Annotated in this window: 16 protein-coding genes and 1 pseudogene; 6 read left to right on the plus strand and 11 right to left on the minus strand. The window is 73.2% G+C overall.

What is annotated here, in order from left to right:
• The first annotated feature begins 324 nt into the window (after positions 1-324).
• Positions 325-975 (plus strand): alpha/beta hydrolase, encoded by a 651-nt coding sequence (locus B056_RS0131000; protein WP_018505731.1) that lies wholly within the window; start codon positions 325-327, stop codon positions 973-975.
• A 288-nt stretch (positions 976-1,263) separates the two neighbouring features.
• Positions 1,264-1,893 carry a lactate utilization protein gene (locus B056_RS0131005; protein WP_018505732.1) on the plus strand — a complete coding sequence of 210 codons (630 nt, stop codon included), beginning with the start codon at positions 1,264-1,266 and terminating at the stop codon, positions 1,891-1,893.
• Between the two features lie 127 nt (positions 1,894-2,020).
• On the opposite strand, the gene B056_RS0131010 is transcribed toward B056_RS0131005, so the two are convergent.
• Positions 2,021-3,559 carry a multicopper oxidase family protein gene (locus tag B056_RS0131010; protein ID WP_026240348.1) on the minus strand — a complete coding sequence of 513 codons (1,539 nt, stop codon included), beginning with the start codon at positions 3,557-3,559 and terminating at the stop codon, positions 2,021-2,023.
• 152 nt (positions 3,560-3,711) lie between these two features.
• Positions 3,712-4,113: a winged helix-turn-helix transcriptional regulator gene (locus B056_RS0131015; RefSeq protein ID WP_035753420.1), complete on the minus strand. Its 402-nt coding sequence runs from the start codon at positions 4,111-4,113 to the stop codon at positions 3,712-3,714.
• Between the two features lie 231 nt (positions 4,114-4,344).
• Between B056_RS0131015 and B056_RS0131020 the strand changes: the two genes are divergently transcribed.
• The 3 genes from B056_RS0131020 to B056_RS0131030 all read left to right on the plus strand — a co-directional run bounded on the left by B056_RS0131020 (position 4,345) and on the right by B056_RS0131030 (position 8,702).
• Complete coding sequence (locus B056_RS0131020; protein ID WP_035753423.1) at positions 4,345-5,160, plus strand: ABC transporter permease; 816 nt, start codon at positions 4,345-4,347, stop codon at positions 5,158-5,160.
• Positions 5,157-6,923 (plus strand): dipeptide ABC transporter ATP-binding protein, encoded by a 1,767-nt coding sequence (locus tag B056_RS38675; protein ID WP_020572807.1) that lies wholly within the window; start codon positions 5,157-5,159, stop codon positions 6,921-6,923. Before B056_RS0131020 ends, B056_RS38675 begins: the two co-directional genes overlap by 4 nt.
• Before the next feature lie 102 nt (positions 6,924-7,025).
• The gene (locus tag B056_RS0131030; RefSeq protein ID WP_018505737.1) at positions 7,026-8,702 is read left to right on the plus strand and encodes an ABC transporter substrate-binding protein; all 1,677 of its coding nucleotides are present in this window, start codon (positions 7,026-7,028) and stop codon (positions 8,700-8,702) included.
• Positions 8,703-8,899: 197 nt separating this feature from the next.
• On the opposite strand, the gene B056_RS0131035 is transcribed toward B056_RS0131030, so the two are convergent.
• From B056_RS0131035 to B056_RS0131075, 9 genes are all read right to left on the minus strand, one after another.
• Entirely contained in the window at positions 8,900-10,657 is a 1,758-nt protein-coding gene (locus B056_RS0131035; protein ID WP_018505738.1) for a hydantoinase B/oxoprolinase family protein, read from the minus strand.
• Positions 10,654-12,951 (minus strand): hydantoinase/oxoprolinase family protein, encoded by a 2,298-nt coding sequence (locus B056_RS0131040; RefSeq protein ID WP_018505739.1) that lies wholly within the window; start codon positions 12,949-12,951, stop codon positions 10,654-10,656. Before B056_RS0131040 ends, B056_RS0131035 begins: the two co-directional genes overlap by 4 nt.
• A gap of 67 nt (positions 12,952-13,018) precedes the next feature.
• Positions 13,019-14,077, minus strand: a complete 1,059-nt coding sequence (locus B056_RS0131045) for an LLM class flavin-dependent oxidoreductase (RefSeq protein WP_018505740.1) — start codon at positions 14,075-14,077, stop codon at positions 13,019-13,021.
• 20 nt (positions 14,078-14,097) lie between these two features.
• On the minus strand, positions 14,098-15,084 hold the full coding sequence (locus B056_RS0131050) for an ABC transporter permease (RefSeq protein WP_018505741.1): 987 nt from the start codon (positions 15,082-15,084) through the stop codon (positions 14,098-14,100).
• Positions 15,085-15,142: 58 nt separating this feature from the next.
• A complete protein-coding gene (locus tag B056_RS0131055; RefSeq protein WP_018505742.1) occupies positions 15,143-15,571 on the minus strand; it encodes a TIGR03618 family F420-dependent PPOX class oxidoreductase in 429 nt (142 codons plus the stop codon).
• 83 nt (positions 15,572-15,654) lie between these two features.
• Entirely contained in the window at positions 15,655-16,179 is a 525-nt protein-coding gene (locus B056_RS0131060; protein ID WP_018505743.1) for a TIGR03618 family F420-dependent PPOX class oxidoreductase, read from the minus strand.
• The gene (locus B056_RS0131065; RefSeq protein WP_018505744.1) at positions 16,176-17,396 is read right to left on the minus strand and encodes an HAF repeat-containing protein; all 1,221 of its coding nucleotides are present in this window, start codon (positions 17,394-17,396) and stop codon (positions 16,176-16,178) included. The genes B056_RS0131060 and B056_RS0131065 overlap by 4 nt, the downstream gene beginning before the upstream one ends.
• Before the next feature lie 193 nt (positions 17,397-17,589).
• Entirely contained in the window at positions 17,590-18,453 is an 864-nt protein-coding gene (locus B056_RS0131070; RefSeq protein WP_018505745.1) for an SAM-dependent methyltransferase, read from the minus strand.
• A gap of 61 nt (positions 18,454-18,514) precedes the next feature.
• Entirely contained in the window at positions 18,515-21,532 is a 3,018-nt protein-coding gene (locus B056_RS0131075; protein ID WP_018505746.1) for a helix-turn-helix transcriptional regulator, read from the minus strand.
• Positions 21,533-22,078: 546 nt separating this feature from the next.
• Here B056_RS0131075 and B056_RS38680 point away from each other — a divergent pair.
• Positions 22,079-22,250, plus strand: a pseudogene (locus B056_RS38680) (IS5/IS1182 family transposase); the annotation flags it as partial.

Consider the following 22,250-nt stretch of genomic DNA (forward strand, 5'->3'; position numbering starts at 1 on the left):
GGCCCGGCGCTGGGCGCGGTCGTCGGCCAGCAGCGCGGCCAGGAACTCCAGGGTCGACTCGGGCAGGATGATGGCGCCAGGGTAGGTTAGCAACGGAAGTCCTCGGTCAAGGTCACGGTGATTAGGCATCCTGTGATCTACCGAGGGCTTCTCTATTTCTCATGTCCGGACCGACAGCGTCCGGACAACTTCCGGCCTCCGGGTCGCCCGTCGGCGGCTCCTTCATGCGCGCGAGATGGAACGTTCCCACGATTCAGGCAAAGCAACTCTGAAAAGGCTCATTCTCCGGCGGAAACCCGACTTCCGATCCGGTCCGGCCACCAGGTGCGCGGCTTCGTCGGCCGGGCCGCGACGCGGTTCTGGCCCGCCGCCGACGCGGGCCGGCCGCCGCGGGGCTCGATCGTGATGATCCCCGGCCGCGGCGAGAGCGTGGACAGCTACGAGCGGACCGCCGTGCGGCTGGCGATCGACGGCTACGACGTGACCTACCTGGCCGCCCAGGAGCACAGTGGCGTCGCGCTGGCGGAGGCCCGGGTGCCCGGTGTGCCGTTCGTCCTGCTCGGTTCGGACACCGGGGCGCTGCGCGCGCTGTCCCTGGCGGGCTCACCGGCGCTGCGGCCCGACGCGCTCATTCTGCTGGGCCTTCCGCTGGTGCACCAGCCGTTCGCCGGCGAGCTGCCGGCCGAGCTCCCGCCCCGGGCTCTGCCCGACCTGCCGGTGCTGCTGATCCACGGCGAGCAGGACGAGACAAGCCCGCTGCACCTCACCAAAATCATCACCCGGACGGTGAGCACGGCCCGGCTGCGGACCGTGCCGGGTGGGCACCAGGTCATGACCGGACCCGGAGCTCGCCTGGTCGCGGCGCTCACGGTGCTGTTCGTCGAGCGGCTGCGCCAGGTCGAGAGCGTGGGTGGTGGACGGGCTCGCCTCGCCCGCGTTCCCCGCCAGCCCGAACCTGTCGCGAACCGCCGGTGACGCTGTCGGTTCCCTCCAGTTCACCAGGGCAGAAAAAGGTGCCTTCTTCCCCCTGACACCGAGCCGCGGAAGAATTGGTCAGGCGCCTACCGCGCGACGGGTCGCGAGCTCGGAACGGTGGTTCCACCCACTTCCCCGACCTGCGCGTCCTGGTCCGCGGCGGAAAGGCCGTGCTGCGGAAATTCCACGTGGCGTTAAGCCCACGCGGAGCCCACGCGGGCGCGCTGGTCCCGCCACCGCGCCTCCGCCCGCACCCGACAAAACGAATTCCGCACCGAAGGGACAGAAATGACTGTAGAAGCCCCGCCGCTCGACGAGGCCTTCGCCGTCGCGGCCGACGAGGCGGCAATCGACCGGGCCACCGCGGCGTTGCGCGAGAACGGCTATCTCGTGCACGTGGTGGACACCGCGGAGCAGGCCCGGGCACTCGTCGCCGAACTGCTGCCGACCGACCAGTCGGTTTTCACCGCCTCCAGCGAGACGCTCCGGCTCGCCGGCATCACCGCAGAGATCGACGAGTCCGGAAAGTACAATTCCGTCCGGGCCACCGCGCCGCCGCCCGGTGATGACGTCTACGCCACGATCCGGCTGGGCGCGACGCCGGACGTGGTCGTCGGCAGCGTCCACGCGATCACGGAGAACGGTCATCTGGTGGTCGGTTCCGCCAGTGGCAGCCAGTTCGCCCCCTACGCGTCGGGTGCTCGGCGGGCCATCTGGGTCGTCGGCGCGCAGAAGGTCGTCGGCGACCTGGAGACCGCGCTGCGCCGGATCCGCACCTACAGCCTCCCCCGGGAGCACCAGCGCCTGGCCGACCTCTACGGCCAGTCCTCGTTCATCGGGAGGATCCTGATCCTCGAGCGCGAGGCGTTCCCGGAGCGCGGCACGGTCATCCTCGTCCGGGAGACCATCGGCTTCTGATCCGGCGGCACACGGTCTGATTCAACGGCACGCTCTGATTCAGCGGCACGCAGCGGGCCGCGGCCCCGGTGTGGATCCACACCGGGGCCGCGGCCCGCTGCCACGCGCCCGTTCCAGGCGACCAGGCTCAGGCGACTGTCTCGAACAGCGCCATCATCCCGGTGCCGGCGTGGTCCTGGACATGGCAGTGGTAGAGGTACTTTCCGAGGTACTCGGTGAACGTGGCCTGGATGCGGACCGTCTCGCCCGGCGCCACGAACACGGTGTCCTTCCAGCCGGACTCGGCCGGCCCGGGCGGCACGCCGTTGCGGTCCAGGATCCGGAACTGCACCAGATGCAGATGCAGGTTGTGGTAGACGGCCACCGGGGTGACCGGGTTGGTGATCCTCCAGATCTCGGTGCTGCCGCGACGAATGGTGTAGTCGACGCGGTTGGGGTCGAACAGCATCCCGTTGATCGCGAACGGGAAGGCCGCGGTGTGGTACGAGAGCACCACGTCCCGGACCCGGGTCGCCGCGGGCAGCGGTGGATGCGCTCGCAGGGTGGCCGGCACGGCGCTGGTGTCCTGCCCCACCCGGGCCACGACGTCGAAGCGCAGCACGGGGAGGGCGACCGGCCGGCTCGGGTCGTTCAGGTTCCGGGTGTTGTCCAGGACGAGCTGGGTGCCGGGCGCGTAGCGGGAGAAGTCGATGACGACCTCGGCCCGCTCACCGGCACTGAGCAGGACCTTGTCGACGGTCGCCGGCGCGGGCAGCAGGCCGCCGTCCCCCGCGATCTGGGTGAACCTCTCCTGGTTGCCCAGCACCAGGTTGAACACCCGCATGTTGCTGGCGTTCAGGAACCTGAACCGGTAGCGGCGGGCCTGCACCTGGAAGTACGGGGCGGGCCGGCCGTTCGTCAGCAGCGTCGTCCGTCCGTACTCGTCCAGGCTGATGAAGACGAGCTGGCCGTCGGCGTCGATGTTGGCGTCCGAGAGCAGGACGGGAATGTCTAACTCGCCGCCGGGAAGGTTCAGCGCCGTTTCGGCCGGGTCCTCCAGCAGGTAGAAGCCGTGCAGACCCCGGTAGATGTTCTCGGTCTCGTGATGGTGCGCGTGGTCGTGGTACCACAGCGTCGCGGCCCGCTGGTTGTTCGGGTACTCGTAGGTCTTCGTCGCACCGGTGTCGATGACGTCGGTCGGAAACCCGTCACTGGACACCGGGACGTGCGCCCCGTGCAGGTGGACGGCCGTCGGGTCGGGCAGCTGGTTGGTGTGGCGGACGACGACCCTGCGGCCGACCTTCGCCTTTATCGTCGGCCCGACGTAGCTGCCGCCGTAGCCGTGGATCTCGGTGGAGAAACCGGGCAGGATCTCCTCCGTCGCGGTCCGGCTGGTTATCTCGTAGAAGTCCGTGTCCGCGGTCGTGGACGTCGGTGTGAGCGTCGGCGGGACAGGCAGCGGAACAGAGAACGGCGTCGCCGGCGGGGCCGCGGTCACCGCCTCGCTCGCGACCGTCTCGACGGTACCGGTGTGCCCGAGATGGGCCGCGGGATCGGTGGACGCGCCGACGGCGGCCAGCGCGGCTCCGCTGTCACCACCGCCGGCCGTGGCCAGCCAGCCGGTTCCCGCCGCGGTCGCGGCGACCCAGGCGCCCAGCACGTTTCTTCGGCTCAGCAGACGACTCATCAGCGATTGCCTCCACCATGGTCGGTGCGCTCCGGACAGTTGCCGGACGGCCAGCACCCTCTCTGGGCGCGCACCCTGATGCCTACCCCTAAGACCTCCCACTTTCCGGGCTGCCCGTGAATCCGCCGGCAGTCCGTGGACGGTTCGGCGCGCTACTTCGCGTCGTACTCCCGCCGCGCCCGGTCTATGTCCTCGGTGTGCAGTACCGCCCAGTTCATCAGTAGCCAGAGGGTGTCCAGCAACGACTGACCGACCGGCGTCAGCTCGTAGTCCACCCGGGGTGGTATCTCGGGATAGACCGTCCGGCTGACCAGGCCATCACGCTCCAACGCCCGCAGCGTGGTCGTGAGCATCCGCTGGCTGATTCCGTCGACGCCACGCCGGATCTCGGTGAATCGCAACGGCCCGTTTCCGAGCGCGTGCACCACCGCCACCGTCCATTTGTCACCCACCCGGCCGATGATCTCCCGGGCGCGGCACGCCGCCCCGTCCCCGGAATCATCCTCGAGCGGGCCGGGGGAACCCACGGCCCGCCCGGCTGTCCACGTTCGCATGACCTGATCGCCACCCTTCACGACCACCCACCCTCTCACCGACCGGACCTGGTTTGCGGTCCTACCTCGCCGGGTGTGGAGCGGGCGGAAATGACTCCGCCAGAGTGGGGAGCTGTAGGGGTATGCGCCGCACCGGCGCCGATGGACATTTCCCCAGGTGGACGCCATCGCCGCCAGTGGCCGCCGGCGTCCCGCAGAGCACTGAGTCCACTGACAGGGGTGTGCCCGTTCATGTCCGCCGCGCTGCGCCGACCGGGGTTGCTGCTCGCTCTGGCCTGGCTCGTGGCCGTCCTGCTGGCCGCGGTGGTCCCGGACCTGTTCACCTCCCGTGACCCGCTGGCGACCAGCGCCGCGAACCGCCTGCTCGGGCCGTCCTGGAGTCACCCGTTCGGCACCGACCAACTCGGCCGGGACCTGTTCACCCGCACCGTCCACGGCACGGGCCGGACGGTTCCGGCGGCGCTGCTGGCCACCGTGATCGGGCTGGGCGCGGGCACCCTGCTCGGGCTGCTCGCCGGGTTCCTGCGCGGCTGGACTGACCTCGTGCTGATGCGGGTCGTGGACGTCCTGCTGTCCATCCCGGGGCTGCTGCTCGCCCTCGCGCTGATCGCCGTTCTCGGCCGGGGGGACACGGTCGACGTGGCGGTGGCGATCGGGGTCGCGGCCGTCGCGAGCACCGCCCGGGTGATGCGCGCCGAGGTGCTGCGGGTGCGGGAGACCCTGTTCGTCGAGGCGGCCCGGTCGGGGGGTGCGCGCTGGCACCGGGTCCTCGCCCGGCATGTGCTGCCGAACTCGATGGGGCCCGTGTGGGCCATGACCGTGCTGCTGTTCGGCGCGGCGATCCTGGGCGTGACCACGCTGAGCTTCCTCGGTTTCGGCACCCAGCCACCGACCCCGGAGTGGGGCTCGCTGGTGTCGACCGGGCGGAACTTCCTACGCGGCGCGTGGTGGATGTCGATCCTGCCCGGGGTGGTCGTGGCCCTGACGGTGCTGGCCGCGAACCGGTTGTCCCACGAGTTCGGGGATCAGCCGGGAGCCACCCGGTGAGCACGGCCCCCGAAGTGGTCCCGGCCGGCGGCAGGGCCCCGGCAGCGGACGCGAACCCGACAGCGGGCCCGGCGGCGGACACGAGCGGGCCCCCCGCCCTGCTGGAGATCGACGGGCTGGAGGTCGACTACCGGCCGCGTGACGGAGTCGTCCACGCCGTGCGCTCGGTCAGCCTCCGGGTCGCCGCCGGGGAGGTCGTGGCGATCGTCGGCGAGTCCGGTTCGGGGAAGTCGACCACCGCGCACGCGGTGCTGCGGCTGCTGCCACGCTCGGCCCGGATCGCGGCCGGCCGGGTCCGGTTCGACGGCCAGGACGTCACCGGGCTGAGCGAACGCCGCTTCCGGGCGCTGCGCGGCCGGGACATCGCGCTCATCCCACAGGAGCCGACGACGTCGCTCAACCCCACCCAGCGCATCGGCGCGCAGGTCGCCGAGGTACTGATCGTCCACGGTCTGGCCGACCGGCGGACGGCCGGGCGGGAGGCGCTGCGGGTGCTCGCCGACGCGGGCATGCCCGAACCGGAACTGCGGGCCCGCCAGTACCCGTCGCAGCTCTCGGGCGGCCTGTGCCAGCGGGCCCTGATCGCCGTCGCCATCGCGGCGAAACCACGGCTGATCGTCGCGGACGAGCCGACGAGCGCCCTGGACGTCACCGTGCAGCGCCAGATCCTCGACCACCTGGCCGGCCTCACCCGGGACGCGGGGACGAGCGTCCTGCTGGTGACGCACGACCTGGGGGTGGCCGCCGAACGGGCGGACCGGATCCTGGTCATGGCGGACGGCCGGATCGTCGAGGAGGGCGCCCCGGAACGGATCCTCGACGCGCCCGAGCACCCGTACACCCGAACGCTGATCGCGGCCGCGCCGGGCCTCGAACCCCGCCCGCGGACGGTGCCACGCCCGGCGCCGGCGACAGCCGCGGGGCCGCCGGCCGCCACGGGGCCACCGGCCGCGGCAGTGCCGCCCGAAGCACCGCATGTACGCGTCGACGACCTGGTCAAGGAGTTCCGGCTGCCCCGCTCCGGAAGCTCCGCGCGGGCGGTGCGCGCGGTGGACGGCGTCAGCTTCACCATCCGACGCGGACGCACGTTCGCGCTGGTGGGCGAATCCGGTTCGGGAAAGTCGACGGCCGCCCGGCTCGTGCTGCGGCTGACCGAGCCGACCTCGGGGCGGATCGTCCTCGCCGGCGAGGACGTCACCCACACCCGGGGTGAGGCGCAGCGGGCGCTGCGGCGCCGGATGCAGATCGTCTACCAGAACCCGTACGCCTCGCTGAACCCCCGGTTCACCGTCGAGCAGATCATCACCGACCCGCTGGCCTCGTTCGGCGTCGGCAGCCGGGCCGAACGCCGGCGGCGGGCCGCCGAACTCGTCGATCTCGTCGCGCTGCCCGCGGCGATGCTGGCTCGGCGCCCCGCCGAGCTCTCCGGCGGCCAGCGCCAGCGGGTCGCGATCGCCCGGGCGTTGGCGCTGCGCCCGGAGCTCGTCGTCTGCGACGAGGCCGTCTCCGCGCTGGACGTCTCGGTGCAGGCGCAGATCCTCGACCTGCTCGGGCGGCTGCAGACCGAGCTGGGCGTCAGCTATCTGTTCATCTCGCACGACCTGGCGGTCGTCCGGCGGATCGCCGACGAGGTCGGCGTCATGCACCGCGGCCGGCTGGTCGAGACCGGCAGCACCGAGGCGGTCTTCACCAGCCCCGCGGATCCGTACACGCGGGAGCTGCTGGCGTCGATTCCGCGCCGCCGACCGAAACCACCCAGCTAGATCACCGGCTGCCGGGCGCCGGCCACCAGGCGCCGGAGCAGCCGTGGACCTTGTCGTTCCCAGGCGTCACCGCACGTCATCCGTCCCGAGGGGGAAATCCGCATGTCCAGAACCATCCGGCCGCGCAGGCCGGCCCGCCTGGCGCGTGCCTCGCGCCTGCTCGGCGCGTTCGCGCTCGTACCCGCGCTCGCCCTGGGACTCGCGGGGTGCGGCGACAGCGACGACGACGCCGGCGGCGGCGGCGAGGCGACCTCGCCCACGTCCGGCGGGACCCTGACCATCGCGCTCAGCAGCGACCCGGTGAGCATCTACCCGCGGGCGGTGAGCCCGATCGTGCGCGACGTGGCCCGGCCGATCGTCGACTCGTTGGTCACCCTCGACCCGAAGACCCGCCGGCCGGTGCCCTGGCTGGCCGAGAAGTACGAGGCCAACGCCGACGCCACCGAGTACACCTTTCACCTGCGCGCGGGCGTGACCTTCTCCGACGGCACGCCGCTGACCGCCGCGGTGGTGAAGCGGAACTTCGACGACATCCTCGCCAACGCGGCGAAGAGCACCGGCTCCGCGGCGCTGTCGACGCTGAAGACCAGCGGCTACACCGGCACCGACGCCGTGGACGAGCTCACCGTCGTCCAGCACTTCGGCGCGTCGTTCCCGGCCTGGCCGGTCGCGCTGTCGAGCACCGGGTTCGGGATCCTCGCCCCGGCCACCCTGGACCTGCCCTACGAGCAGCGCTTCGACAAGGTCGTCGGCTCCGGCCCGTTCGTCCTCACGTCGTACACGAAGAACAGCGAGGTCGTGCTCAGCCGGCGTGACGGCTACCGGTGGGCGCCCCAGTACCGTTCTCGCACCGGCGACGCCTACCTGGACAAGGTCGTCTACCGGATCATCGGAGAGCCGAGCGTGCGCGCCGGCGCCCTGCAGAACGGCCAGGTGCAGGTGTCGACGTCACTCAACCCGGCCGACATCGAGGCCGCCGGGTCCGCGGGCGCCACCGTCATCACCCAGCCGCTGCCCCGCAACACCGAGGCCCTCGTCGTCACCGGCGCCGACCGGACGCCGCTCAACGAGCTACCCGTCCGTCAGGCGATCGTGCGCGCCGTCGACACCGGCGCGATCCGCGACTCGTTGCTGCACCCGTCGTTCAAGCTGCCCACGAGCGTCCTCACCTCGACCGTCATCGGCTGGGCGGACCAGTCCGCGCATCTGAAGACCGACGTGGACGAGGCGAACCGCCTGCTGGACGAGGCCGGCTGGACGCGCGCGGGCGACAGTGGGATCCGGGAGAAGAACGGCCGGAAGCTCACCGTCGTCTTCGGCTGGATCGATCGCGGCAACCCGTGGGACCAGGGCCTGGTGGAACTGCTCAAGGCCCAGCTCGCCGAGGTCGGCGTCGACCTGCAGCCCCGGCTGGACACCGCCGCCGCCGCCGTCGAGGCCCTCGGCAAGCACGACCAGTACGACCTGTTCCTGGCGGGTGTCGCCGGGGGCATCGACCCGGACAACGGCCTGCGCGGCAGCTTCGCCAACGCCGCGCCGAACATCTACAACGTCCAGGACACGGCGCTGCAGTCACTGCTGCAGCAGCAGGCGGTGACGATCGACCCGGACAGGCGGGCCGGCATCCTCGCCGACGTCCAGGAGCGGATCGCCGAGCAGGGCCTCGCCGTGCCGCTCGTCGAGGACACCGCGGTCGTCGGCGTCGGGCCGACCGTGCACGACTTCGCCCTCGACTTCGACTCCCGCATCCCGCCCCTGTTCGACGTCTGGGTCTCCTGACCCGGTGACCGACCCGCGCGCCGGCGCGCCCGGCTGTCGGCACGGTGCTGGCCTCAGCGGTCACCGCCTGGCCATGCGTGAGCGACGGCTGACCGCCGGCGCGCGGGATCAGCCTCCGACCTCGCCGGACAGGTGCCCCTCAGGGGTCTCGCCATGCCCGTTCCCGGGTCGGGTAGGCGCGCGCCTGGTCTCGGATCTCAGCGTGAGGGTGCTGCCGCGCGGCGGGCGTCGGTCGCGGCGGTGTCCGGTTCGCCGGTGATCGGGTCGAGGACGACGCCGTAGACGTCGCGGGCGGCCGTCGGCGAGACGAGGCCGTCGCGGACGTCGTCGGCGACCGCTTCGGCGGGGCGGTCGAACGGATCGCCGAAGCCGCCGCCCCCCGAGGTGTGGATCTCGACCACGTCGCCGCGGTCGAGCCGCAGCAGACAGTTCGTCGGGGGGTGGCTGATCCGCCCGTCCGCGTGGTGGACGACGCCGCGGTTGGCGGGGGCGGTCGAGCCGCCGGCCACTCCGAACGGGGCCGTCAGGTCAAGGGCGCCCGACCCGATGCACAGCACGGACAGGTCGTCCTGGTCGATCCGCCAGCGTGACACCGCGCCGAGGCCGCCGCGCCACCGGCCGGCACCGGCGGAGTCGATCTCGTACTCCTGGCTGAGCACGGTGGTCGGCGCGGTCAGCTCGTGCAGCTCGACGTCGATCTCCCGCCCGCCGCCCATGGCGACCGGCGGGCCCACGGCGTCCCAGCCGTCGAAACCGGCGGTGGCGCCCGAGCCGCCCTTCATCGCGCCGGTGACGGCGAACGGCCGGCCCGTGCGCGCGTCGACGCCCATGGCCGCGAACGTGTAGCCGCGGCACCAGGCGGCGTTCGTGACCGCCGGATCGGCCTGCCCCACGGCCGCCCAGACCGTCTCGACGATGGTCTCGCAGGCGGTCAGCGTGCACAGCGACGTCGCGGCCGGCTCGACGGCGTGCACGATCGTGCCCGGGGTGGTGCGGATGTCGACGGCCGCCAGCGCGCCGCTGGTGCGGCGCTGGGTGGGGTCGGTGACCCCGAGCAGGCCGATGAGGACGGCGGCGGTGGTGTTCGCCAGGGTGGAGTTCGCGTAGCCGACGACCTGCGGGTCGGAACCGGTGAAGTCGAACAGCGCCGACTCGCCGCGGATGGTCAGCTCCAGGCGTACCGCGATCGGCTCGCGGTGGTGCGCTCCCCCGTCGTCGAGGTGGCGTACCGACCGGTAGACGCCGTCCGGCAGCCGTCCGATCTCGGCGCGCATGTGCCGGCGCGACGCCTCGAGCTGGTAGGCGACGGCCTCCTCCACCGGTTCGACGCCGTAGGTGTCCAGCAGCGCGACCAGTTCGCGTTCGCCGAGCGTGGCGGCGCCGATCTGGCAGTCCAGGTCGGCCTCGACGACGTCCGGCAGCCGCAGGTTCAGCAGGATGAGGTCCCAGACGTCGCGCTGGCGCCGCCCGCGGTGGTGCAGCCGCACGGGCGGGATGCGCAGCGCGTCCTCCCAGCAGTCCCGGGCGTACGGGTTGTAGCCGACGACGGCGCCGCCGGTGTCGGCGTGGTGCCCTTTCGTCACGGCCCAGAACCGGTGTGTGCCCCGGTGGAACACCGGTTTGAGGATCGTGATGTCCGGCGGGTGGTTGTTGCCGTGGTACGGGTCGTTGAGGACGAACACGTCGCCCTCGTGCAGGTCCCCGGCGGCGAACTCGGCGGCGAACCGCCCGGTCACGCCGGCCAGCGCGCTGGGCAGCGAACCGGCCAGGACGGGGATGTAGTCCTTGGTCGCCACCCACTCGCCCCGCGCGGTGAAGATGCCGGTGACGAAGTCGCGGCTCTGGAACACCATCGACCGGCAGGACCGCAGCATGGCCTGGGCCATCTGCTCGGCGATCGCGTGCAGCCGGTTGTCGACGATCCCGGCCAGCACCGGGTCCGCGCCGGCGGTCATCCGGCCGCCGGCGCGCCGACCGCGCCTGTGCTCGCCAGCCCGAGCCGGTGCAGGACGGCGCTCGCGGTGTCGGTGGCCGCGAAGACGAGGACGCTTCCGTCCTCGGCCAGCTCGAAGACGTACCCGGGTGGGACGACCACGGTGCTCGCGGGGTGCGCGACCAACGCCGGGCCCGGCTGGCGAGTGCCGGGGCGCAGCGCCGCCGGGTCGTGGACGTCCACTTCGCGGAAGCCGCCGTCGAACCACACCGCGCGCCGGCGCGCCACGGCGCGGGGCGGGTCGCGCGAGGTGGGCAGGGCGGGCACAACGGGCACAACGGAGGCGGGCACGGCGGAAGCGGGCGCAGTGGGTGCCACCGGCGGGAGCGTCGGGATGCGGGCGACCAGGCGAAGGTTGACGATCTCCACCAGGAGCTCAGGACGCCGGTACCCGTAGCGCAGCTCGTGCTCGTCGTGGAACCGCTCAAGGAGATCCGCCAGCCCGGCGTCACCGGCCCCGGCAGGCCCGGCAGGCGCGCCGGGGTCGGTGAAGGGGACGGGGATCTCGTGGACCTGACCGGCGTAGCGCAGGTCCGCGCTCCGGAGGAACCTGGGCCGGCTCGACCCGGTCAGGTGGGGACTCAGGTCGTCCAGCGCTTCGGCGGTCATCCCGCGGAAGGCCGTGTCCAGGGCCGATGGGGTCGGCGGCGCGCCCGGGTCCGCCGGGTCGGGGCGGACGGTCCGCACGTAGTGGCGGACGAGGTCGGTCCGCAGCATCCCGCGGGCGCACAGGACGGAGGCACCGGCCGGGACGACGACCAGTGGGATTCCGAGCTCACGGGCGATCTCGACGGCATGGACAGGACCGGCGCCCCCCGCGGCCACCAGGGCGAACCGCCGCGGGTCGAGGCCCCGGCGCCCGGTCAGCAGGCGCAGGCTGTCGGCCATCGCCGCGTTCACCGCGCGGTGCACACCGGCGGCCGCCTCGATCACCGCGCCGTCGGGCACCGCACCGTCGGGCACCGCACCGTCGGGCACCGCACCGTCGGGCACCCGGCTGGCGCGGCTCCCGGTGGCGAGGCGCTCGACGAGTCCGCCGACGGCGCGGCGGGCGGCGTCGCGGGAGAGCATGATCCCGTCGCTGAACCCGTCCGGGTCGAGGTAGCCGAGCAGCAGGTCGGCATCGGTCACCGTCGGCTCGGTACCGCCGCGCCCGTAGCTGGCCGGACCTGGCTCGGCCCCGGCGCTGCGCGGGCCGACACGCGGCAGCCCGCCCGCGGTCACCCAGGCCACCGACCCGCCGCCGGCGCCGACGGTGCTGATGTCCAGCGCGGGCAGGCAGACCGGATGCCCGGCCAGCGAACCGCCGCCGGTGGTCTCGGTGTGCCCGCCGTGGGCCAGGCTGGCCTCGAAGCTCGTCCCGCCCATGTCGATCGTGATGGTGTCGATCGTGCCCCGCGCGCCGAGGGCGCGCACGGTCTCGGCGACCGCCGCCGGCGCCCCGGCCGGCCCGGAGAGCAGCGTCTCGACCGCGCGGCCGGTGGCCTGTTCCAGCCCGACGACGCCGCCGTTCGACTGCATGATCAGTACCCGGCCCCGGTACCCGAGCTCCGCCAGTCGCCGCGCGAGCCCGTCGAGGTAGTCCCGCAGGACGGGGCCGACGTAGGCGTTGAGCGCCGTGGTCGTGGTCCGTTCGAACATCCGCACCTGCGGGACGAGCCGGGACGCCGTGGTGACGAAGACCCCCGGCAGCTCCCGCGCGAGGATCGCCGCGGCCCGCCGCTCGTGCCCGGCGAACAGGTAGGAGAAGACGAAGCTCACCGCCACGGCCTCCACCTCGGCGGCGCGCAGCCGGCCGGCCGCGCGGCGCACGTCGGACTCGTCCAGGGGCGTCACCACGCGGCCCGTCCGGTCCACCCGCTCCCGGACGGGCAGGACGAGATGGCGGGGAACCAGGGGCGGTGGCGGCGCGGACTTCGAGGCGAACTGATCCTCGCGGCTACCCTGCCGGGCCGGCAGCACATCGCGCAGGCCGGCGGTCGTGACCAGCCCGGTGCGCGCGCCCGTGCCGGTGAGCAGGGCGTTCGTGGTGATCGTCGTGCCGTGGACGAGGGTCCCGGTACGGCCGAGCAGCTCGTGCGGCGCCAGCCCTTCGGCGGCGGCCAACGCGGTGAGCCCGGCGACGACCGCCTGAGCCGGGTTCCGCGGGACCGAGCTCGTCTTGTGGACGGCCTCCGTCCCGTCCGGGCGGCGCAGGACGAGGTCGGTGAAGGTCCCACCGACGTCCACCGCGATGCGGTACTCCCCGCCCGCCATCACGCGGCGGACCCGGTCATTCGGCTGGCCCGGTCATTGGGCGGGCCCTGTCACGCGGCGGGCCCTGTCACGCGGCGGGCCACGGCGGGTCGGGGACGGAGGTCCGCAGCGTCGGCGCGATGTCGGTGGCGAACAGCTCGAAGCTGGCCCGACGCTGGTCGCGGCTGAGCCCCTCGGCCTCCACGCTGAAGATCAGCGCGCTGTTCCCGAGCAGGGCGGCGTCGCGCTCGACCTTCTCGATGACCTGCGCGGGGCTGCCGATGAGGGCCGAGCTGCGCTCGACGAAATCCTCCAGGGTGGGGAAGTCCGGTGGCATGCCGATGCCGCTCTGGGCCCGCAGCCGGGCTTCGAAGATCGGCCGGAAGTCGGCCAGTGCCTGCTGGGAGGTGGGTGCGCTGTAGTAGGCGGTCGTCCCGGCGCCGGTGTAGAGCGCGGCCGGGTCGCGGCCGTAGGCCTCCCAGCGCTGGGCGTAGTGGTCGGACAGCCAGGTGTACTTCTCGGTGGGCGCGGACGCGTTGGAGAACATCACCGGGTCGCCGTACTCGGCGGCGAGGTCGACCGAGTCGGGGGACGTGCCGCCGCCGTGCCAGATCCGCGGCCGGGCTCCGCCGGGGCGGGGTACCGGCCGGGGCAGGGTGGTCACCCGGTCCAGTTCCGGGCGGGTGGTGCCGCGCCAGCTCACGTCATGCTCGGTCCACAGCCGGTGCAGCAGGCGGAACTTCTCGTTGAGGGCGTCACGCTGTTGGTCCCGGGTCATCCCGAACAGTTCGGCCTGCTGGGGGCCGGAACCCTTGCCGATGATCATCTCGACCCGGCCGCCGGAGAGGTGGTCGATGGTCGCGTAGTCCTCGGCGACCCGGACCGGGTCGAGGACCGACAGCAGGGTCACGCCGGTGAACAGGCGGATCCGGGACGTCAGCGCGGCGATGTGGCCCAGCAGGACGGTCGGGGACGTCGACAGGAACGGGGGGTGGTGGCGCTCGCCGAACCCGAAACCGTCGAATCCCAGCTGTTCGAACAGCACGGCCGTCTCGACCGCGCGGCGCACGACCTCGGTTTCCGACGGCAGCCGGCCGGTCTCCAGATCCGGCGAGTGCGCGAGTGCCGACAGGCCGATGAACTTCACCTTCGGGGACCTCCGGGGGATCAGGTGACGGACGGGGCCGGACCGGCCGCGACCGCCTCCGGCGCACGGCGGGCCGCGCTCCCGTCCCGGGCTATGCGGGGATCGAGCAGCGGGTACAGCAGATCGACGAGCAGGTTGACGGCGACGAAGACCGCCGAGCCGAGCAGGACCACACCCTGCACCACCGGCAGATCCTGGCTGTCGACCGCGGCCTGGGAGATCCGGCCGAGCCCGTTGCGGGAGAACACGACCTCCACCACGATCGCGCCGGCGAGCAGCCCGCCCACCAGGATGCCGGCGATGGTCAGCGCCGGCAGCGCGGCGTTGCGCAGCGCGTGCCGGACGTTCACCCGCGCCGGCCCGGCCCCCTTCGCCCTGGCCAGGTCGATGTAGTTCTGCCGCAGCTCGTTGTCCAGGCTCCGCGCCAGCAGCTGCGCGATCAGGGCGGCGGGCTGCAGCGAGATCGTGAAGGCGGGCAGCACCAGGCTGCGCCAGCCGCTGTTCCCGATGGCCGGGAACAGCTGCCACTGGAACGAGAACCACTGCAGCAGCAGCAGACCGAGGAGGAAGCTCGGGACCGCCACGCCGAGCGGCGGGAGGGTGAGCAGCGTCTGGCGCAGCCAGCGCCGGCGGGTCAGTGTCGCCGCGACCGCGACACCGACACCGAGGGACACCCCGACCACCAGGCCCAGCCCCGTGATGGCGGCGGTCTGCGGCAGGGCGTCGGCGATCAGCTCCCGTACCGGTTGGCCGGACTGCACCGACCGGCCCAGGTCGCCGTGCAGGAGGTCTCCCAGCCGCCCGAAGTACTGCTCGGGCAGGGACCGGTCCAGGCCGAGCTCGTGGTGGCGGGCCGCGAGCTCGGCCGGGGTGAGGGAGTTACTCGGCCCGATCATGATCGCCGCCGGATCGCTCGGCAACGCGTAGAGCACGACGAACGAGAGCGTGAACGCGGCCCAGAGAACGAAGACGCCCTGCAGGAACCGCCCGAACAGATAACGCGTCATCTCGGGACCATTCTGGCGAAGGTGCGTCCGCCCCGTTCACGCCGGTATTCGGAGGAACCTACTGCTGCGGGCGGGGACGCGGCGGCGGGTTCTTCGGGTCGGGGAAGTGAATCACCTTCTGCGGGGTGAACCGGATGGCCACCCTGGTGTTGTCGTCGACGTCGTGCAGCTCGTCGAGATACTTGAGGGTGAGCTCGTCGGCCAGCTTGTTCCCGTCGATGTCGAGCACCTCGGCCACCCCGCGGATCTCCACGGAGGTGTAGGGATCGTCCCGGGGGTAGAGCGACAGGTTGACCCGCGGGTCACGGGAGATGTTCCGTTCGGTCCGCCGGCCGACGTGGGTCACGAAGTACAGCTGGTCGTCGTCGTCCCGCTTGACCAGGATTATCGAGGAGTGCGGACTGCCGTCGTCGTTCACCGTTGCGATGACCGGGAGGTTCTGCGCGTCCAGCCACGACCGTGTTTTGTCGTCGAGTGTCACACCCATTTCCGGAACGTACCAGTGGGAGAACTCTCCCGGTCACCCCTGTGACTCCCCTGTCTCATTGCGCGGGCGGCGCGGGAGAGAGGTCAGGCGGGCGGCCCGGGAATGTCGAGCGCGGTGCCGTAGAGCCGGCTGACACGCAGCCGGATGACCAGCCGGCGGTCGGCCGCCATGTTCCGCAGGAACTCGCCCTCCAGCGCCGGGTCGGCGAACGGTGGCTGCAGCGCCAGCAGCTCGCGCCCGGCGGGGTCGCCCGGCACCGAGCTCACCTCGGAGAGCTCGACCGTGCCCTGGGCCACCGCGAACGAGAGGTGGTCGGGCGCGGTCACGTACAGCGCGGCGCGCGGGTCACGCCGCAGCAGGCGCACCTTCAGCCGGTCCTCGGTGGTGCTGATCCGGATCGTGCGTTCCGCCGGGTCCCAGCTGTAGGCGACCGTCGACAGGTGCGGGTGGCCGTCGCGCCTGTTCGACGCGAGCGCGCCCATCTGGTGGGCGGCGACGATCTGGCTGAGCCGGTCGTCGGTGAGCGCGAGCGCCCCGGGGCCACGGCCGGGGCCGTAGGCCCGCGGGGCCGATCCCTCCGGCGCGGCGGCCGTTTCCGTGTCCGTCATCCCCCGGTCACCGTCCAGACGAAGCTGTGGACGCCGCCCGTCTCGTCGATCGCGTAGCCGAGCACCTTGCCGGCGGCGTTGATGTCGATGGCGAAGCTCTGGGTGAAGCCAGCGGGTACCCCGAGGTCGATCGGGCGGTCCCGCTTCCACAGGATGGCATGTGGCCGCCCGTCGCGGGCGACGCCCCAGCCGGCGGCCTGCCCGGTCTCGTTGACGGCGAGCGCCTCGCTGGAGGTCCCGCCCGGCAGGACGCCGAGGTCGGCGAGACGGCCGCCCTGCCAGCGCACGGCATGCCAACCGGAGGCGGTGCCGCTGCGCCCGACGATGTGCCCGGAGTTGCTGATGTCGCGGGCCTCGGTCTCCAGGCCGGCCAGGGTGCCCAGGTCGGTGCGGGTGGCCTGCCGGCCGGCCCGCGCCGGGGTCCAGACGAAGGAGTGGGTGCGGTTGGGGCTCTGCGCCAGGGCGCCGTACCCGATCAGCTGGCCGCTGTCGTTGAGGTCGGTCGTGGTGGTGGTGAGACCGAACGGGCCGACGTCGGTGGTCGCGGTCGGCGTCCAGACGAAGGCGTGGTCGGTGGCGTCACCGCCGGCGGCCCGGCCGGTGCCGAACACCTGTCCCGAACCGTTGAGACCCACGGCGTTCGTGACCGGGAACGGCGCGACCGCCGCCCGGTTCCCGGCGGTCCACAGCGCCGCGCCGCCGCCCTCGGTCAGCAGGACCTGGCCGGCGTCGTTCACGGCGAGCGGATGACTGTTGCCGCCGGCCGCGGAGATGTCGGTCGGGTCCACGCCGTCCCAGCGCAGCGAGTGCGCCGTCCCGCCGACGGTGGTGAAGCCGACGACCTGGCCGCGGTTGTTCAGCGCGACCGGGAAGCTGAACGCCCCCGGGTCGGCGCTCGGCGCGTTCAACGGGGTGAGCGTTCCGTCGGCCCAGGTGAACGCCTGGAAGGGCTGGGGGCCGCCGAGCAGGCCGTAGCCCGTGACGACTCCGGAGTCGTTGAGGTCCTCGGGGAAGAGGTTCGTGGCCAGCCGGTCCGGCGCGCCGACATCGGTGACGCTCACCCGCGGGGCGCCGGCCGTCTCGGCCGCCGCGGGCGTCCCGGCCGCCGCCGGCGTCTCACTCCCCGCCGGCGTCTCGGCCGCGCCGCCCGGCTCCGCGGCCGCGGATGCCGGCGCGGCGGTCACAGCGACCCCGAGCAGGCCGGCCGCGACGGCCACCGCGGTGACGCGGGCGAACCGCCGTCCCCGAAGGGGCGGCCGGCCCGGCGGTTCAACCCGGAACGAACAGGCCCGCGTGGTCCGGACGTTCCCGGAAAGCCACGGACGCGAAGAAGAGGACATTGCCGAATGGTGGCATCGGCCGGCCGCCGGCAAACTCCCCTAAGCACCCCCTCTTTCGCCGGATGGGGCGTTATCCGGCTGGGCGCTCCGCCACCACGACGAGGTAGCCGATCTCGTGGAGGCCGTCCACACCCGTGCTGGCGAGACGCTGGTAAAGCTCGTCGCCGAGCAGGTCGTCGAGGTTCTCCCTGTCCCGGCGGATCCGCTCGGCGAGCAGCTGGAACGACTGCGCGATCACCTGCTCGCTGACGTCGATGATTTCCAGCGGGCGCAGCCCCGCCCCGCGCAGCAGCGCCGGATAGTCGTCGAACCGGACACTCGGCCCCAGCAGCAGGCCGGAGTAGAAGTTGTCGACCGCGCCGCGCTTCTCCGCCGGGACGGGCGAACGCTCGAAGATGTCGGTGGCGACGAAACGACCGCCCGGCCGGACTACCCGGGCGATCTCCCGCAGCACCTGGGCCCGGTCGGGGACGTGAATGATGGATTCCAGCGCCCAGGCGGCGTCGAAGGAATCCGGGCCGAAGGGAAGTTCGGCGGCGTCGGCGTACTCGAACTCCAGCCGGTCGGTGAGATTCTCCTCGTGCGCCCGTTCGGTCGAGCGCCGCACCTGCTCCCGGCTGATCGAGATCCCGACGACCGAGGCCCCGGTGGCACGGGTCAGGCGAACGGCGGGGATGCCGGAGCCCGAGCCCACGTCCAGCACCCGGTCCCCGGCCCGGACCCGGATCTTCTCGATCATCACCTCGGTGAGGCGTTCGGCCGCCGCCTCGAGCTCGGCGACGTCCGTGCCGGGGGCGGGCGGTGCGCCGTCCGGCGGCACGTCCCAGTATCCGAAATGGAAGTTGAGGTCCTCGTCCTGAGCGGTCTGGTAGGTCGTGAGGTGGTCGTAGAACTTCCCGACCTCCGCCGCGAGCGCGCTCGTGGGCTGCGCCATGAAGATTCCTCCGTGAGGTGTCCGATGGGGGTGCGGCGCGCGGGACGTCCCGCGCGCCGGGTCAGCCGGTGCGGGTGGCGTCCGTCCACAGGTCCGCGGGGAGGTCCTGGCGGCGTTTGACGTTGAGCTTGCGGTAGACGCGGGTCAGATGCTGCTCGACCGTGCTCGGCGTGACGTAGAGCCGCAGCGCGATCTCCCGGTTCGTGTAGCCCATCACCGCCAGCGACGCCACCCGCCGCTCGGAGTCCGTCAGACCTGTGATCATCTCCTGGTCGACACCGAGGCCGACGACGGCTCGTCCGTCGCCGGAGATCGCGAGGAGTTCCTGGGCGAGCGGCCGCGCGCCGCACATCGTGGCGATGTGCAGCGCGCGCCGCAGCAGCAGCCGGGCCCGCCGGCGCTGGTCGAGATGATCGTGGACGCGGCTCAGGTCCGCCAGAACGTAGGCCTGCCCGAGCCGGTCGCCGGTGGTCTCGAGGAGCTCCAGCGACTCGGTGAGCGGCTGCAGCCGACGCCCGGGCGGGCTGGCGGCGGCGAGCAGGCGCAGCGCCAGGCCACGGACCCGGGTGGCCCCGGGCCGGCCCAGTTGTTCCTGGGCCAGTTGCCGGGCCTGGTCGACGTTCCCCAGCCGCAGCCACGCCTCGGCGGCGCCGATGCGCCACGGGACGAGGGCCGCCGCGTCGAGGCCCCAGCCCCGGATGAGGTCACCGCAGGCCAGGAAGTCGGCGAGCGCGGCGTGGGCATGGTTCGCGGCCAGGTGGTAATGGCCGCGGGCGTGCAGGTAGTCCAGCCCGTAGCGGCTGGCGACCATCTCCTCGGGCACGGTCTGGACCAGCTGCCGCGCGGCCTCCTCCAGATCCCCGGTCCGGGTGGCGGCCAGCACCAGGGTGCCCAACGGCAGGCCGATCGCCACCCCCCACGCCTTGGCCGGCAGCCGGCGCAGCGCGGCCCGGGCGTGGTCGGCGGCGACCGCCAGATCGCCCTGTTCGAGCGCGAGGGCGCCACGCACCGCCATCACCGTCGCCCGCGTGGTCTGGTCCTCCAGGTCGGGATCGGCCAGGAAACGCTCGCACCAGGCGACCGCGGCGTCCATCCGCGGCGCCCGGGTGAGCAGCAGCAGGGAGAGCGTCGCGACCTCGCCGGCCCACGGGTCGGCCCGCGCCAGGTGCAGGTCACGCAGGACGCTCTCGGCCCGGTCGGCCCCGACGGGACCGGACCCCACCGGGGCGCCGGCCGCCGCGGTGTTGGACAGAACGGTGGGCCCCGGCTCGCGCCCCGTCCGGTGGCCGCCCGCGGCCACCGCGTCGGCGAGCAGCGCCGCCGAGCGCAGCCACGAGTCGGCTGCCGGGGCCGCCGGCACGGCGCTGCCCGCGGCGGGCCCGCGGCGGCGGCGCGCCAGCGGCGGGTGGACGGTGGCCAGCCAGACCTCCAGGTCGTGCACCTCGGCGGCAGCCTCGTCGGGCCGGCCCTGGGCCGCGGCCCGCATCCGGGCCAGCAGTTCCTCGGCCTCGGCCGACCGGCCGTGCCACAGCAGCTGGCGGACCAGGGCCGCGTTGGTCCGCTGTTCGAGCAGGCCGGCATGGGCGGCACTCACCAGTGGGGAGAGGTGGCGCGCGGCGGCCGCCGGGCTCGTCTGCCACTCCGCGTGGGTGAGCCGGGCCCGGATCGCCGCGCGTTCCCGCTCGCCGACGGCGGAGCGGGCCGCGAGCCGCAGGCACGCGGCGGCCCGCTCGGGCCGGCCGTCCAGCAGCGCCTGCTCGGCCGCCTCGACGAGGGCGCCGGTGCCCCACGGCGGCTGGACGCCGTTGCCCTCGACCAGGTGCGCCGCCACGGTGACCGCCTGCGCGCCCTGCTGGTGGCGCAGCCGCGCCGCCCGCCGGTGCAGGTCGGTCCGCTCGGGCGTCGTCAGGTCGTCGAGCACCACGTCCCGGGCGACGCCGTGGCGGAACCGGCCGTCGTCGAGGAGCCCGGCGGCGTTCATGGCGTCGAGGGCACGCGTGACGCCGGGGACGTCCGCGCCGATCATCCCCGCCAGCGTCGCGGTGTCCGGCGGGACTGCCCCGTCGGGCGCCGGTGTCTCCAGCACCGCCAGCGCCCGGGCCACCTGCACCGCGACGGGCTCGCCGCGGTGCAGGCAGCTCAGCAGGGCCAGGCCGAAGACCTCCGGATCCGGCTGGCCGAGCCCGCGGTCGCCCCGGGCCAGCGCGGTCAGCAGCAGCGGATTGCCCCCTGTGACCTGGTACGGGTCTGGCTGCGGTGCCCCCGCGACCGCGACGGACGCGGGGGACGTGGCCGCGGCGGACATGGCCGCGTCCGCCGCGGTCACGGCGATCAGGTCGCGGGCGCCGGCGGGCGAGAGCGGCCCGACCCGCAGCGACCGGAACTCGGGCGCGCGGACGAGCTCCGCGCGGAACGAAAGATCCAGCGGATGCGAGGCCAGGTCACCGGCGAGCAGCACGGCGATGCGCGCCGACCCCAGCCGGCGCACCAGGTGCAGCAGGAAGTGCAGGGAGGGGACGTCCGCGTACTGCACGTCGTCGATGCACAACAGGACGGGGCCGCGCTTGCTGAGGTCGAGGATGAGGAGTGTCAGCTCCTGGTGGATCTGGGCCAGCTCGCGGTCCGGATCCGACCCCAGCCTGCCGGCGATGGCGGCGCCGGCGTCGAGGAGCTCCGCGATGCGGGCCGCCCGGCCCACCCCGTCCGCCCGAGCCTCCCGGCCCCGGCAGCCGTCCTGCGCCGCCTCGTCGCACGGGGTGTCCGTGCCCCGGGCGGCGTCCGGGTCGGCCGCGCCCTCTGAACCGGCGCACGCGGGGCCGGCGCCGCCGTCGCGGGCGGGCAGGCCGCGCAGGAGCTGGCCGACCACGCCGAGCGGGAGGACGTGCTCGGCGCGGGCGCAGGTCGCGCCGCGGACCGTCACGCCGCTCTCGGTGGCCCGGGCGCCGCAGTAGCGGACGAGCTCCGTCTTGCCGGTGCCGACCGGACCGTCGACCAGCACGACGCGGCCGTTTCCCGCCGTACAGTCCGCCAGGAGAAGGTCGAGCTGACGGAGAATTTCGTCACGTTCAACCAGCACCACTGACGGCCCCTCGTGTTGTCCACGACACGGGGCTTCGCCCGCGCCGCAACCGGCGGGTGGACAATGTTTCCGCGGTTATTACCTCGAATATTCGGTGAAGTCCACGGACGAAGACGTCGACCGGGTGGAGATGCCCGCTGGGCGAGATCCGGTACGACACCGGATCCGTGTGGTGGTCACCACCCGCTCCGCGCCAGCCGAAGGCATTCTCTGTTCGCTGCGATTATATCTCGGTTCTGAATTCCGGAAGGAGAACGGGACATGACGGACGCCGAGCACGGCGGTTCCGTCCATCGTCGCCGGGCGCGGCCCACCCGCCGGGAACTGCGGACCCATTCCCACCCCATTACACAGGTGGGAGGGTTGGTGCGGTGGCGCGCACGCTCCGGGGTGGCGACGTTCCCGGTCGGCGCGGGAGCCGGCGGGGTCCCCTTCCCCGGACGGACCGGGTCCGTCCGGGGTCGGTCCGGCTGGGGTCGGTCCGACTAAAGGCTGTTTCGTAACCCGGATGCCGGGCCTCGGGGCTGCCTGGTAGATCATGTTGGGGTGCAGGTCATCTCCGCCGCCGACCCTCAGTGGATCTTCCCGTTCACCGGGTTGAAGCCGACCCAGTTCCGCCGACTGGTCCGTCTCGTCGCCCAGCGCGGCGGGGACCGGATCGCCGACGGGCGGCCGGGACGGCCGTGGGCGTTGCCTCTGCCGGACCGGGTGCTGCTGG

The sequence above is a fragment of the Parafrankia discariae genome (assembly GCF_000373365.1).
In the GTDB taxonomy this organism is placed as follows: domain Bacteria; phylum Actinomycetota; class Actinomycetes; order Frankiales; family Frankiaceae; genus Parafrankia; species Parafrankia discariae.